Raw genomic sequence first — 14636 nt, forward strand, 5'->3', positions numbered from 1 at the left:
GAGCCTACGGCCTGCCCGCGAACCAACGGCAATCGCCTCGCCCGGTCGTCGCGACGCCTGTCCTGGCCCGCCGCACCGGTCCTACCCCGCCGCACCGCGCCCTGCCCCGCCGCACCGCGCCCTGCCCCGCCGCACCGCGCCCTGCCCCGCCGCACATCCCGCGCCCGCCGCGCCGCATGTCCCGCGCCGCCGCGCCGCCGGACCCCGCCGCACCCGGAGCACCTGCCGCACCCGGAACGTCAGCCACGCCAGCCACACCCACCGCCCTGCCACACCAGCAGCACCCGCCGAGTTCAGCGATCGCGAGTCCCGCGACCGGGCATCGAGCCGGGCGTTCGGGCATTCCTATACTCGGGCGCATGACTCGCTGGCGTCGGACGGTGCGGATGATCGCGGTAGGGCTGCTCGCCTGCGGACCGGCGGTGACCGGGGTGGCGGCGGCCGAGCCCGCACCCTACGTGCCGAATCCGGGGATCGAGTCGAAGTACATTCAGCCCGGTCCCGCGGCCGTGATCGAACAGCTCGGATTCGGGTGCTGCGACAGCGGCGGTGCGACGTTCGATCTCTGGTATCCGGCGGAGCTGGGCGCTGAGCGGCATCCGATCATTGTGTGGGGCAACGGTTCCGACGCAGTACCCAGCCAATACCGTTACCTGCTGCGGCATTTCGCGTCCTGGGGCTTCGTCGTGGTGGCCACCGAGAACCGGAACACCGGGTCCGGGGCCGATATCCGGAAGTCGCTGGAGTTCCTGCTCGCGCAGGGTGACGATCCCGCGAGCGTGTTCTTCGGCAAGCTGGACCGGGACGCGGTCGGCGCCGTCGGGCATTCGCAGGGCGCGTCGGGGGTGCTGAACGCCCTGCGTGACGCCGCGGGTGCGATCAAGACCGCTGTGCCGCTGGAACTTCCGGCGCAGCACTGGTGTTCTACCGCGGCGTCGTGTGCCGACACCCGCGCGCTCACCACGGGTTCGGTGTTCTTCGTGAACGGGACCGCCGACGGCATCATCTCGCCGTCGCATCAGGCGCTGCCCTGGCAAGTGGAAGGCTTGCAGTCGAATCGGGCCTACTACGAGGCGACGCCGGCCGGTGTGCGCAAAGCCTGGGGCACCCTCGACGGTCCGAACCACAACGATGTGCAGGGGCAGCCGGATTGCGCGGCCGCGTCCACCCCGTGCACGACCGGGGTGTTCGGCTACCTCGGCTACCCGACGGCATGGCTGCTGGCGCAGTTACGCGGCGACGCCGACGCACTCGCGGCCTTCCGCGCGGACGGCGGCGAACTGTTCACGCCGTCACCCAACTGGCGCAACCAGGCCAGCTCGATCAGCGGATGACCCCCGCGAGGCGGGCGAATTGTCCGTCGACCGACGGTGACATACGTACGAACCGTCCGTTGCCTGCCGCGCCGCCGCGGACGAGTGTGCAGAGATGGCTTTGACCGAGGACCCGCCCCCGGCCGTCGACTATGCCGATCGCGTCATCGCGGTGGAGCCGGGCGGCAACGAGTACATCCCCGACGACGCCAGGCACGGCCGCCCGCGCGGGCTGTTCTGGACCTGGATGTCGCCGAACCTGGAATTCGCCACCATCTTCATCGGCGTGCTCTCGGTCACCGCCTTCGGGATGAATTTCTGGCAGGCCGGACTGGCCCTGACCGTCGGCATCGGGCTCGCCGCCGCCGCGCACCACGTGCTGTCGGCCCGCGGCCCGGTGCACGGCGTGCCGCAAATGGTGTTGGGGCGCTTGGCCTTCGGCTATCGGGGCAATGCGTTGCCCGCCGCGTTCATGTCCCTCATGTGCGGGGTCGGCTGGTTCGCCACCAACAGCGTCAGCGGCGCCTTCGCGTTGAGCAGCCTCACCGGCATGCCGAAACTCACCGCCCTGGCGCTGATCGTGGTGGTGCAGACCGTTTTCGGCGCGTTCGGCCACAACCTGGTGCACGCCTTCGAGCGCATCGTCTTTCCGGTGCTCGCCGTGGTTTTCGTCGTGGTGACGATCGTGATCCTCGGCAAAGCCGATCTCGGCGCGGCCGCGCCGGCGGGCGGGGTCGGCGGGATCGGCGGTTTCCTGCTGACCGTCGGCACCGCCTTCGGTTACGCGGGCGGCTGGAATCCCTACGCGGCGGACTACTCTCGCTACCTGCCGCGCACTGTTTCGCGCGCCGCCACCGGCGGTTTCGCGGCCGCCGGATTGTTCGTGTCCTGTCTGTGGCTGTCCCTGCTCGGCGCGGCCTCGGTCACCATCGCGGGCGCGGCGACGGGTAGTCCCACCGATGTCTTCACCGCGAATCTGCCCGGCGTGCTGGCGGATCTGGCGTTGCTCGCCATCGCGCTCGGCGCCGTCGCGGCGAACGCGCTGAACGTGTACTCCGGCGCGATGGCCTTCGTGACGATCGGCATCACCTTGCCGGTGCGCACGCAGCGAGCGGTCGTCTCGATCGGTTTCGGCGCCCTCGGTTTTCTCGTCGCCTGGTGGGCTTTGGCCGACGCCGCCGCGAGCTACGAAGCGTTCCTGCTGATCGTCGCGTATTGGATCGGGCCCTGGCTGGGCGTGATGTTCGTAGACCAGTACCTGCACCGAGGCAAGCCGGTCGATGCTTTGCTGTACAACCGCGCGTACACGAATCGCCCTGGGGTGGCGGCGTTTCTGACCGGCTTGGCGGTGTCGGTACTGCTGTTCTCCAACCAGGCGAAGTTCACCGGCTACCTGGTACGCGAGTTCCCCGCCCTCGGTGACATCACCTTCTTCGTCGGCTTCCTGGTCGCCGCCGCCACCTACGCGGTGCTCGCGCGACGCCCCTGACACTTTCCGCCTTCCAGCACCCACTGCAGCAGGCCACAACGGGTGCGGGAGAACAGAAGTGGTGCGGCTAGTCGGGCAGCCGGTGCGCACACAACGCGAGCAGCAGTGTGCCAGCCAGGGCGGGAGCGGCCGGGTCATAGCCGAGCAGCTCGCGGATGCGTTCCAGCCGCTGGTACAGCGACTGCCTGCCGATGTGCAGTGCCGCCGCGCAGCGGGTCGCGCTGCCGCCGTGGCGCAGGTAGACCTCCAGCGTGCGCGCCAGTTTGCTGTGATGCGCTGTGTCCCAGTCGATCAGCGGGGCGATGGTGGTGCTGATCAAACGGCTGCGCTCGGCGGCCGGCAATGATTCGACGACGAGTTCGGTAGCCAGTTCGCGCACCGTCACGAGCGGACTGCCCGCCGGCCGATCCCGCCGGTGCCGGGTGGCCAGCCGCAACGCCGACCGCGCCGCCTCGAGCGAGCCGGTCAGCGCCGCCGCGGTGAACTCACACGGATCGCCCACCACCACCGTCACGCCGTCGACGGTGTTCGTGGCGAAGGCATTGCGTAGCAGGCGGGCCACCGCACCGACCGGATCGGGCACCGCCTGGTCCATGGCGAGTACGCCGTAGCCGGTAGCGTGCACCTCCGCCACCAGTGCGGGCCTGCCGAGTTCCTTTGCCGCGGTATCGATCAGGCGGGTCGCGATACGCGTATCGGGCGCGTCGGCCGCCACCGGCACCAGCGTGCGTCCGGACAGCGTTGACATACCGGCCGCCGTCGCCCGCACCTTCAGATCCGCCTGCCGAATCGTCTTGCCGTCCAGCAGATCCGCGAGCAGGGTGCGCGCCGCGAGCTGCGGCCGCCCGGTCGGTGAACCGGAATTGGCGAGCGCGAGACCGAGAATCGGCGCGGACTGCGCCAGCACCGCGGCGAGCGTGGCGTCGTCCAGCACCGAACCGGGACCTGCGGTGAGCGTCCCCCAGGTGTTCTCCTTGGCTCGGATCGCCGTGGCCGCGGTACCGGATTCCACTGCGGCCCACGCCGATCGGTCGTCGTCCACACCGTGCGCCGCGATCAACGCGCCGTTGCCGCTCGTCACGATCAGCGTGCACCCGGTGGCCGCGCCGATGCGAGTCAGCAACTGCGCGAGCCCATTTCCGGCCGCGAGTTCGCCGGTCAGTTCCCTCGCGAGCGCGTTGAGCAGGCGCAACGATCGCACCTCGCGCGACACGATCTCGGTGTTCGCGGCCCGGCACAGGTCGATGAACGGCACCACGGCTCGCAGGGCGATCAGCGGCAGTGTGTGGCGCGACGCCTCCTCGACCATGTCGGGCGGGACCGCGTCGAAGGTGCGGCCGAGTTCGACGGCCACCCCGGCCACCCCGCGCCCGGCGATCTCGCGCAGGTAGTGCCGTCGCGTGCCCGCGTCCACCCCGGACAGGCCCAGCCCGGTGGTGAGCAAGAGCTCCCCACCGGAGAGCAGGGGTCCGATCTCGTAGATCTCGCTCGAATGCACCCAGCGCACCGTCCGCCGCAGGGCACCGTGACCTGCCAAGACGAGCGGATCGGCCGGGGCGAACTGGTCGTCGAGCACGTCGCGCACGGTCGGCAGCATGCGGTCATCCTGTCATCTGAACGCCGGTCCCGGATGGACGATCTGTACGTTGCGGCCCGGCCGGTCGCCTTGGAGGCTGGAACCATGACGCACGCGACACCGGCACGACAACTGCTCGAGGTGGCCTATCAGGAGGCGCTGCTCGGCCGCGCCGAGGGCGGTGTCCCGATCGGGGCGGCGCTGTTCGACGCGGACGGCACCCTGCTGGGCCGCGGGCACAATCGGCGCGTGCAGTCCGGCGACCCCAGCATCCACGCCGAAACCGACGCGTTCCGGGCCGCGGGCCGCAGGCGTGACTACGGCCCGACGATCATGGTCACCACGTTGTCGCCGTGCTGGTATTGCAGTGGTCTGGTCCGTCAGTTCGGCATCGGCACGGTGATCATCGGCGAATCGCAGACCTTCCACGGCGGCCACGACTGGCTGGCCGAGCACGGCGTCGCGGTGACCGTGCTCGACGACGCACGATGCGTCGAGATGATGACCACGTTCATTGCCGAGTATCCGGCGCTCTGGCACGAGGACATCGGCGTCGCCGACGAGGCAGCGGCGACATGAACGCCATCGCGGCGATCGACCTGGCGCGCTGGCGGGCCGGCGGCGCGGCCGCCGCCGAAGTGGAGCGCGAAGTGGACGAGGGGTTGCGTCGCGCCGGATTCCTGCTGGTCTACGGGCACGGCGTGCCCGAAGGCCTGGCCGGGGCGGTGCGTGCCGCCGCGCGGTGCTTCTTCGCACTGCCGGACGCGGTGAAGCAGCGCTACGCCGTGACGGTCGGCGGTCGCGGCTGGATCGGACCGGGCAGAGAGGCCAACGGCTACGCGGAAGGCACGGCGACGCCACCCGATCTCAAGGAAACCTTCGCGGTCGGCGCGGATACCGCGACCGGCGATCCGCGCGTCGACGACGTCTGGTTCCTGCCCAATGTCTGGCCGGACGAGGTGGTCGAACTGCGGGAACTGCTGACGGCCTACACCGCGGCGGTGCGCATCCTGTCCGACGAGTTGCTCGCCTTGTTCGCGGCGGCATTGCGCTTGCCCGCCAACCCGTTTCGAGATCTGGCCGCGCGACCCACCTGGACCTGCAACATCAATCACTATCCGCCGCTGACGGCGGTCGGCCCGCCCGAACCCGGTCAGTTCCGCATCGGCCCGCACACCGACTTCGGCACCGTCACCGTGCTGGACCGCGAGCCCGGCGCGGGCGGACTTCAGGTCTACACCGCGGCGGCAGGCTGGGCCGACGCACCGTACGACCCCGCCGCCCTCACTGTGAACATCGGTGACCTGCTTGCCTATTGGAGTGCGGACCGCTGGCCGTCGGGCCGGCATCGAGTGCTGCCGCCGCAGGCGCACGCGCCGGAGGAAGACCTGGTGTCGCTCATCTACTTCTACGAACTCGACCATGATGCGGTCGTCACGCCCCTGCCCCCGCCGATCGGGCGCACCACCGGCTTGCCGCCGGTGGTGTCGGCCGAATTCCTGCGCACCCGCCTGGATGCCATCACCCTCGGCTGAGCCCGGCGTTATCAACTGAAGCGCGGCTGGTCCTGGACCCATTTGAACGGTGTGCTGCGCAGTTTGAAGGAGTTCAGGTCCACCTGCTCAAGGGCGACCGTTACCCGGTGACCGTTGAACTCACCCTCCAGCCGTAAGCGATCCGGCGTGGGCTGGGTGAAGGTGAACGTGCCGATCTGAGTCGGTTGCGCCTCCGCGATATGTCCCGGCAGCGTCTGGGAAGCCGTGTCCGACACGGTGATCGTGTGTGCCGCCGGGTCGACCGCGCCGACCACGGGCACCAGACTGCCGTCCATCTTCTGGTACGCCATGCCGGACAGATCGAAAACCACGCGCTGCCACCGATTCTGGTCCGTGGTCAACGGCGGGAGCGGCTGGCCGTCCTGGGTGAACTCCGACACCGACCAGATGCCGTACAGCGCAGGCTCGGCCGCACCACCGCCGCCCTCGTTCCAGAAGAACCACGTTTCGTGCACGGTCCCTGCCAGCACCCACAGGCCCAACGCGATCTGGACCACCACCGCGATCGCCCGAGCACGCCTGCCGCGGAACGGCTCCGGCTGCACGGCCGGCTGCGACGGCCGTTGCAGGACAAGCACATCGGCGAGCCGACGCGCCTGCGGCGCGAGCAGCACCAGCGAGATCAGCAGCAGGTGCCCCGACAGGATCTTCACCGGCACATCGAAGGTCATGTTCAGGATGAACACCTGCGCCATGCTGATCAGACTGATCATCGCGCCGATCGTCGCGGTCCGCGGCCAGAACAGCAGCAGGCCGCCGAGCACTTCCGCGCTGCCCAGCAGGATTTGGTAGACCGGCGCGGAACCGACCTGCATCCACAGCACCGCGGCGGGCGTGAAATCACCGTACTGCGAGAGCAACGCCACCAGCGGCGGCTCCGGCATCTGCGTGGGAATGACCTTCGCCATTCCGTAGAAAAGCATCTGGCCGCCCAGGCACAGCCGCAGGAACAGCAGGAACCAGGCGTTCAGACGCCGATAGTCCGGCCGATGCCGATCCAGCACGGTCCACACCGTTGTGGCCACCAGCGCCACAATCAGGATGCAGAACACAAAGATCCAGATGATCGCCTGATCGCCGCTGCCCGAATACAAGTCCAGTTCGGCGTCCACCCCGAAGACGGTCCGGCCGGCCCAATTCCACACCGGGCTCAGCGGATACAGCAGTCCGTTGATCGCGTTCTGCGGGAACTTGTCCCAGAAGATCCCGGTGTAGACGAACAGGAACTGCGGGAAGATCACGCAGAACAGGCCGAAGTAGGTGAAGCAGAACCGGAATGCGATGCGCGTCAGCGAATTCCACCTCGCCGACGCGGGATCCTCGACACCGGGACCCTCGGTGATCTCTCGTTCGATCGACTGCGTACTCGCCGCGCTCACAGCTGCCCCTCCTCCGAAACATGCACAGTGAGCGAACGGTATCGAGCCACCCGGTACGCGGACCTCCAGGAAATCCCCCGTCTTTTCCTCGGTAGGAAGTCGTACGTGGTAGCCGTCGAAGTCGTACGTGCTGGCTACACCATTACCGTCTCTCGGCCGGTACGGCACCCCACGGTCTGTGCCCCGGCCCCGCCGCGAGCGGGTGCGGCGGCGCCACCCGACGGCCGGAGTACTCGCATGTCAAGGGCCGGTTCCGGCCAGTGAGCGGGTTCACCGACCTCGATCGTTTTCCGCCCGCGAGCCGACTGGAACGCGTTACTGTCGCGTATCGCGGCGCACCCGCCGTCGATGTGGGCTGCGTTCAGACACGCGGCCCCGCTTCATGGTGTCAGGAGGACAACGATGGCCGATGATCCGGATCCCGCCCAGCGGCAGCAACTGACCGTCAGCGAACGCGACCTGGAGGTGCTCGCCGAGGATCTCGCGCGCTGGCTGGATTCGAAAGTCTCCGCCGATCATCCGCCGCGGGTCTCCGGTCTCTCCCGCCCGCAGGCCGGTGGCATGTCCAGTACGACCATTCTGTTCGACGCCGAATGGAGTGTCGACGGCAGGCACGAGCGCGGCTCGTTCGTCGCGCGCATGGCGCCGGAAGCCGGGTCCTTTCCGGTGTTCGAGACCTACGATCTGGCCACCCAGTACCGGGTGATGTCCGGCGTCGCCGAGCACACCACCGTGCCCGTACCCGGCCTGTGCTGGCTCGAAGAAGACGAAGAGCCGCTCGGCGCACCGTTTTTCGTGATGAAGCGAGTAGACGGGCGGGTGCCGACGGACAATCCGCCGTATGTGTTCGTCGGCTGGCTGTTCGACGCCACCCCCGAGCAGCGGGCCCAGCTCACCGCGAACACCGTCGAGGTGATCGCGAAAGTCCACGAGATCCCGGACCCGGCCCTGCGTTTCCCCGCCCTGCGCGGCGCGGGACAGTCCCTGCGCCGGCACGTCGAGGCGCAGAAGGCGTGGTATCGCTGGGCGTTGGCGGACGACGGATTCGAGATCCCTTTGCTCGAGCGCACTTTCGACTGGCTCGAAGCGAACTGGCCGAGCGATCCCGGACTCGACGTACTCAGCTGGGGCGACGCGCGGCCCGGCAACATCATCTTCGACGAATTCCGGCCCGCGGCGGTACTGGACTGGGAGATGGCCGCATTGGGGCCGCGCGAACTCGACGTCGCGTGGGTGATCTTCATCCACCGGTTCTTCCAGGACATCGCCACCCGCTTCGAACAGCCGGGACTGCCCGACTTTTTGCGCCGGGCCGACGTGGTCGCGAAATACGAAGAGCTGACCGGACATACGGTGCGCGACCTGGATTGGCACATCGTCTACGCGGCGCTGCGCCACGGCATCGTGATGGCCCGGGTCAAGCGCCGGATGATCCACTTCGGCGAGGACACCGACACTCCCGACCGGGACGACTATGTGATGCATCGAGCGAGCCTGGAACGCCTGCTCGATGGAACCTACGAATGGGATTGAGATAAACCATGCCAGTTCCCTTGGACGAGTACCCGATTCACCAGACCGCGCTGTCGCTGGCCCGGGTGGCGAGTTCCGACCGAAACTTCTACGACCGCAGCTACCTCAACGGACACAACCGTGACGGCGGCACCTTCTTCATCACCGGGTTCGGCGTGTACCCGAACCTCGGGGTGACCGACGCCTACGCCTGCGTCCGCCGCGGCGACATCCAGCGCACCGTGCGCTTCTCCGACGCGCTCGAGGAACGCAGCCTGGAACAACGCGTCGGCGGCTACCGGATCGAGGTGGTCGAACCACTGCAACGGATCCGGGTGGTGTGCGAGCACGACGAACTGTCCTTCGACCTCACCTGGGAAGGCGCCTTCCCCACCGTGCAGGAGCAGCCGCACCTGATCCTGAACGGCAACCGGCCGATCATCCAGGCCAGCCGGTTCGCGCAGGTCGGTTCCTGGGCGGGAACCCTGCACGTCGACGGGGAAGACATCGCCGTCGATCCGGCGGTGTGGACCGGCACCAGGGACCGGTCGTGGGGCATCCGGCCGGTCGGCGAATCCGAGCCGCCGGGACGGGCGGCGAGCGAACCGTCCGGCGGTTTCTGGTGGATGTACGTCCCGCTGCGCTTCGACGACTTCGCCGTCGTGGTGATCGTGCAGGAAGAGCCGGACGGCACCCGCACGCTCAACGACGCGGTCCGGGTCTGGCCGGAGGGGCGCGTCGAGCAGCTCGGCTGGCCCCGCATCTCCATCGACTACCGTTCCGGCACAAGGCATCCCGTGGGCGCCCGGCTCGAACTGACCACCCCCGACGGCAAGCCGCTGGAGATCGAGGTGACCACCGGCACCAACGTGCCCCTGCACGTCGGCTGCGGTTACGGCGGCGACCCGGACTGGCTGCACGGTCAGTGGAAAGGCCGCGACTGGTCCCTGTCCAGCCGCTACGACCTCACCGACCCCGCCATCGTCGCCCGCGCCCCCTACGGCGTCATCGACCACGTCGCCCACGCCCGCTGCAACGGCGCCGAAGGCTGGGGCCTGTTCGAACACGCCAGCATGGGCCGCCACGACCCCACCGGCTTCGCCGACTGGAGCTCCGTCGCCCCGTAGGTCGACGCTGCACCTTGCGCGATCGTGCCGGTCCGCACACGACGCACCTCGTGTCACGCCAAAACCGTTGTCGCCGTGCCGTCGTGCCGCAGTCGTAACGGCGCGGCGGCGACCTCGCCCATGGGGCCGCGGTCCGGCGGGGCCACGGCGACCGGCACGGCAGGCGCGATGGGCACAACCCGACCGGCAGGACAGGCACAACCTGACCAGGACAGCCAGCGCGGTGGGCCACTACCCGACCAGCACGACTAGCGCGGGTGGATAGAACCCGGCGGCCACGGCACGACACGCGTGGCAGGCACGACCCGACCAGCATGACAAGCGCGGTGGGCACTACCCGACGGCGCAGGAAGTGCGGTGGGGCTCAGGGCGTGGGGCGGGCCAGGTCGGGGCGTTTGACGTAGTCGGTCAGGCCGATCACGTTGCCCCAGGGGTCGGCTAGTTCCACACTCCAGCCAGTCGCGACTTCGAAGGGCGCGGTGCGTATTTCGACACCGTGTCCTTCGAGTTCCGCCGCGGCGGCGCGCGCGTCCGGCACCTCCAACCACACCCGCATTGCCGGTGCGGTCCCCTGCCCCGCGGCCGGGTCCAGCTGCGCCATGATGCCGGGCGTCTGAGCCGCGACGCCGAACAGGGCGATCCCGCGCTCCGGCACCGTGAACCTCACGGACAGCCCTAACCTGCTGCCGTAGAACTCGACCGCGGCGGCCAGGTCCCCCACCGGAACCAGCACATTATCGATCCCTCGCACATCCACCCCGCCATCGTGCCGCACCCGCTCCGACTTCCCGCACCTTTTCCGTCCTCCCGCACCCCCTGTGCCACGCCACAGCGAGTGCGAGAACGCAGAACCAGTGCGGGAACCAGGCAACGGGGGCCGCCTCCAGGCTCGAGGCACGGGGCGCCGCTCCGCTACAACCCCGGATCTCCAACGCACTCGGCGACCGCAACGACTACGCCGTCGACTACGCACTTCGGGACTACGAGGGGGCCGCCCGCGGAGGCGAGGAGGGCTGCCGCTTCGGCGACGCTCGGGGTGCCAACTGCCGCGGCTGTTCGCGAATCAGGTTTCGGCACAGTCACTTCGGCCAGTTCACCAGCGGTGTACGCCTGCACCGGCACCGCCAACTCCACCGCCGCCCCCTGCATCCCGGACTCCATCGCCCGCCGATCGATCGTCGCCAAACACTTGATCGCACTCTCCCCCACCACTTCCCGCACCACCCGCACGATGCGCTCAGCAGAGGTACCCGGCCGCACCCCGAGCCCGACGACAAGCTCACCCATCCGCCGCGCGCCTTCCGGCCTGCGCCCCACCAAGCCCGAGCCCGCGACCGACAGCGTGACCGCGGACGACCACACTCCGCGTCACAGCGCGGACCTCCATCCCGGCCGCTCCCTGGCCATCCAGAGCAGTCGCCCCACACCGCGCCTGCAGTACGTCAGCGACCGACACGAGAACTCGCGAATTCGACTGCGGCCGCGACGAAACCGGTTGTAGCTTCAGGGTTTCCGGCGAGATGGATGTGTAGAGAGGAGCCGACGACATTGTGGACGAGAGCCCCTTCCATGACGCGGACGCCGTCACTACCGCTCCCCGCCGAGCACGTACAGGCGGCCCACACTGCTGCGACTGCGGATGAACACACTCGGCCCAGCGACCGGCACGAGAACTTGCGAATTCCGCTGCGACTGCGTCGAAACGGGTTGTCGCTGAGGGGCTTCCATTGCGGCAGGTGTGGAGGTAGGAGCCGTCGACGTGGTGGACGAGAACGCCTTCCATGACGCGGACGCCGTCACGGCCGCTCCCCGCCGAGCAAGTACGGCGGCGCACATCGTGGCCGCGGAAGTGCGCTCCCGCCGTCAGCGACCGACACGAGAACTCGCGAATTCCGCTGCGGCGGCGACGAAACGTGCTGTCGCTTCAGGGTTTCCGGCGGGGTGGGTGTGCAGGTAGGAGGCGTGGACTCGGTGGACGAGGGCGCCTTCCATGGCGCGGGCTCCGTCGCTGCCGCGCCAACCCCAGGCCGGGGCGGTGGTGTTCGAGGTGGTCAGGCGGGTGCGGTGGAATTCGTGGCCGCGTACTCGTTCGCCTGCCCGCCACAGCGCGGAGTCGGTGAGTGCCACGGCGTCTCGGTAGCCGAGGGTCAGGCGTGGTCCGAATTCGGCGTCGGCGGCGACCACGCCCGCCATGGGGTGACCGTCCAGGGAGCGCGTGAGGTACAGCAGGCCCGCGCATTCCGCATGTACCGGCAGACCTTGTGCGGCGAGCGACCGCACCGCCGCGAGCAGGCTCGTATTCGCGGCCAGCTCGGCCGCATGCTCCTCGGGGAACCCACCGGGCAGCACCAATCCGGCCGTCCCGGTGGGCAGTTCGTCCCGCAACGGATCGAACACCCGCACCTGCGCCCCCGCCGCACTCAACAACTCACGATGCTCCGCATACCCGAACGTGAACGCCGCACCCCCCGCCATCGCGATCACCGGCCCCGCCCCCGCACCAACAGCACCACCCCTGTTCACCGGCCCGCCACTGCCCCGACGGTCACCGTCGCCTACCGCGCCTCCTGCACGACCACCACCGCGCCCGGCTTCGCTCCCGTTTCGAACAGCGCTGCCGCCCCCGCGAACATCCTCGCGCCCAGCGCCGCCACCCAGCGCAACGCCGTCTCCCCCACGACCACCGTCATCTCCTACTCCGCCACCACAGGCAACCTCGCCGCCCAGTCGAACACCGTCGCCACCGACACCATCACCACCGGATACGGCCGAACCTTCACCACGACCGCCGCCCTCGGTGGCACTGCCGTTTGGGACTGCGCCGTCCTCTCCACGACCACCGTCATCTCCTACCCCACGACTCCCGACCACAGCACCGCAGGCAACCTCGCCGCCCAGTCGAACACCGTCGCCACCGGCACCATGATGCGTGCTGACGTGGACAGGCCGCCCGCCCTCACCGACGACGAAGGCGCCACGTGCCTCCTCCACGACTGTCTCGGGATCCCAGGTCGCGCCCGCGACGGTCGAGCGGGCCAGCGCCGCTATGGCGCGCAGGTCTAGGTGGGCGGCAACGAGATCCGTCATGGCCGCTACCGCGGCGGTGGCGGCGGAGCCGTGTTCGACGGCGGGGATCAGGCCGAGATGCCTCGAGGGCACCTCCAATTCGGCCATTCGTGGGAGCGAGCCGAGCACCGGGAGGCCGACGCGATCGCAGGCGGCGCGCAGCACCTGGTCGTGGCGTTCGCTGCCGACGCGGTTCAAAATCACGCCGCCGAGCCGGATTCCGCTGTCGAAGGTCGCGAAGCCGTGCAGCAGGGCGGCCAGGCTTTGACTGTGCCCGCGCGCGTCGACGACCAATACCACCGGCGCACCGAGCAATCCGGCGACCTGCGCGGTGGATCCTTCGGCGACCGGGGCCGCGTGGTGTTCATCGATGCGGCCGTCGAACAGCCCCATCACCCCTTCGACCACCGCGAGGTCACATCCGAGGGAGCCGTGCCGATACAGCGGCACCACGCGTTCCGCGCCGACCAGCACCGGATCGAGGTTGCGTCCGGGACGTCCTGCCGCCAACCCGTGGTATCCGGGATCGATGTAATCGGGCCCCACCTTGAACGGCGCGACCCGATGCCCGGCCCGCCCCAGCGCACCGATCAACCCGGTCGCGACCGTCGTCTTCCCGCTTCCCGAGGCAGGAGCGGCGATCACCACCGCGGGCACGCCGGCCATCAGCGCCCCCACCCCAAGCCGGCGACAGCAGGTGGCCCGAGTCGAGTCCCCAGACCGTCGCACACGACGCCCGCAGCGCCGAAGAACCGCAGACTCTCGGCATCCGAAACGGAACCCCTTCGCGCACAACGCATCCCGCGCACCGATACCACGAGCGCCCCCGCTCCGGCAGCGCCCCCACGGGCCGCCCGCTCACCGAGGGGGAACTGACGGCGGCACCCACTCGGGCTTTGCCGCCACCAGTTCCCCCTCGACGAACTCACCATTCGATGCCGCGCTGACCCTTGCGGCCCGCGTCCATCGGATGCTTGACCTTGGTCATCTCGGTGACCAGGTCGGCGGCGTCGAGCAGGGCCGGGGGTGCGTCGCGCCCGGTGATGACGACGTGCTGGTTGCCCGGGCGGGTGCGCAGGGTTTCGACGACCTCATCGAGGTCGACCCAGCCCCATTTGAGTGGGTAGGTGAATTCGTCGAGCACGTAGAAGCGGTGCTGTTCGGCTTGCAGCCGACGGGCGATCTCGTGCCAGCCGGCCAGCGCGGCCGCGGCGTGATCTTCGTCGGTGCCCTGTTTGCGGGTCCACGACCAGCCTTCACCCATCTTGTGCCATTCGACGGGACCGCCGGCGCCGGTCTGCTCGTGCAGGGTGCCGAGGGTACGAAAGGCGGCCTCCTCCCCCACTTTCCATTTGGCGCTTTTCACGAACTGGAACACGGCGACGTCGAAACCCTGGTTCCAGGCGCGCAGGGCCATGCCGAACGCCGCGGTCGACTTGCCCTTGCCCGGCCCGGTGTGCACGGCCAGCACGGGCTGGTTGCGCCGCTGCCGCGTGGTGAGCCCGTCTTCGGGCACGGTCTCCGGAACACCTTTGGGCATCGAATCTCCTTGTCAGTCACGGCTCGTCGTTGAGCCGCCGGTTCAGCACAGGTACCCGGTGCCCCGGCCGGGGACCGG

The 14636-nt window shown here is 69.2% G+C and carries 13 protein-coding genes; 6 read left to right on the plus strand and 7 right to left on the minus strand.

The genetic code is table 11. The features are described from left to right. Nucleotides 1–359 precede the first annotated feature (359 nt). Nucleotides 360–1334: an alpha/beta hydrolase gene (locus O3I_RS30770; RefSeq protein ID WP_051066794.1), complete on the plus strand. Its 975-nt coding sequence runs from the start codon at nt 360–362 to the stop codon at nt 1332–1334. Nucleotides 1335–1428: 94 nt separating this feature from the next. Then, on the plus strand, nt 1429–2802 hold the full coding sequence (locus O3I_RS30775) for a purine-cytosine permease family protein (RefSeq protein WP_014986931.1): 1374 nt from the start codon (nt 1429–1431) through the stop codon (nt 2800–2802). A gap of 67 nt (nt 2803–2869) precedes the next feature. Here O3I_RS30775 and O3I_RS30780 read toward each other — a convergent pair whose 3' ends face one another. Then, nucleotides 2870–4399 carry a PucR family transcriptional regulator gene (locus O3I_RS30780; protein WP_014986932.1) on the minus strand — a complete coding sequence of 510 codons (1530 nt, stop codon included), beginning with the start codon at nt 4397–4399 and terminating at the stop codon, nt 2870–2872. A 111-nt stretch (nt 4400–4510) separates the two neighbouring features. On the opposite strand from O3I_RS30780, the gene O3I_RS30785 reads away from it, so the two are divergent. After that, entirely contained in the window at nt 4511–4957 is a 447-nt protein-coding gene (locus O3I_RS30785; protein WP_041564594.1) for a nucleoside deaminase, read from the plus strand. Next, nucleotides 4954–5913, plus strand: a complete 960-nt coding sequence (locus O3I_RS30790; protein ID WP_014986934.1) for an isopenicillin N synthase family dioxygenase — start codon at nt 4954–4956, stop codon at nt 5911–5913. The genes O3I_RS30785 and O3I_RS30790 overlap by 4 nt, the downstream gene beginning before the upstream one ends. Before the next feature lie 11 nt (nt 5914–5924). Here the strand turns inward: O3I_RS30790 and O3I_RS30795 are convergent, their stop codons facing one another. Beyond that, on the minus strand, nt 5925–7313 hold the full coding sequence (locus tag O3I_RS30795) for a hypothetical protein (protein ID WP_014986935.1): 1389 nt from the start codon (nt 7311–7313) through the stop codon (nt 5925–5927). 402 nt (nt 7314–7715) lie between these two features. Here O3I_RS30795 and O3I_RS30800 point away from each other — a divergent pair, with 402 nt between their 5' ends. Beyond that, on the plus strand, nt 7716–8846 hold the full coding sequence (locus O3I_RS30800) for a phosphotransferase family protein (RefSeq protein WP_014986936.1): 1131 nt from the start codon (nt 7716–7718) through the stop codon (nt 8844–8846). Nucleotides 8847–8854: 8 nt separating this feature from the next. Next, nucleotides 8855–9952 carry a hypothetical protein gene (locus O3I_RS30805; RefSeq protein WP_041562975.1) on the plus strand — a complete coding sequence of 366 codons (1098 nt, stop codon included), beginning with the start codon at nt 8855–8857 and terminating at the stop codon, nt 9950–9952. Between the two features lie 53 nt (nt 9953–10005). On the opposite strand, the gene O3I_RS46875 is transcribed toward O3I_RS30805, so the two are convergent. The 5 genes from O3I_RS46875 to cobO all read right to left on the minus strand — a co-directional run bounded on the left by O3I_RS46875 (nt 10006) and on the right by cobO (nt 14558). After that, nucleotides 10006–10128 (minus strand): hypothetical protein, encoded by a 123-nt coding sequence (locus O3I_RS46875; RefSeq protein WP_272944276.1) that lies wholly within the window; start codon nt 10126–10128, stop codon nt 10006–10008. Nucleotides 10129–10316: 188 nt separating this feature from the next. Continuing rightward, nucleotides 10317–10709 (minus strand): VOC family protein, encoded by a 393-nt coding sequence (locus O3I_RS30810; protein WP_202804889.1) that lies wholly within the window; start codon nt 10707–10709, stop codon nt 10317–10319. A gap of 155 nt (nt 10710–10864) precedes the next feature. Further along, complete coding sequence (locus O3I_RS30815; RefSeq protein ID WP_041564595.1) at nt 10865–11239, minus strand: cobalamin biosynthesis protein; 375 nt, start codon at nt 11237–11239, stop codon at nt 10865–10867. A gap of 576 nt (nt 11240–11815) precedes the next feature. Then, nucleotides 11816–13684: a cobyrinate a,c-diamide synthase gene (locus O3I_RS46575; RefSeq protein WP_014986940.1), complete on the minus strand. Its 1869-nt coding sequence runs from the start codon at nt 13682–13684 to the stop codon at nt 11816–11818. 259 nt (nt 13685–13943) lie between these two features. Beyond that, entirely contained in the window at nt 13944–14558 is a 615-nt protein-coding gene (gene cobO / locus O3I_RS30830) for a cob(I)yrinic acid a,c-diamide adenosyltransferase (protein ID WP_014986941.1), read from the minus strand. Nucleotides 14559–14636: the final 78 nt, after the last annotated feature.

Origin of the sequence: Nocardia brasiliensis ATCC 700358, assembly GCF_000250675.2 — a bacterium.
Taxonomy (GTDB): Bacteria; Actinomycetota; Actinomycetes; order Mycobacteriales; family Mycobacteriaceae; genus Nocardia; species Nocardia brasiliensis_B.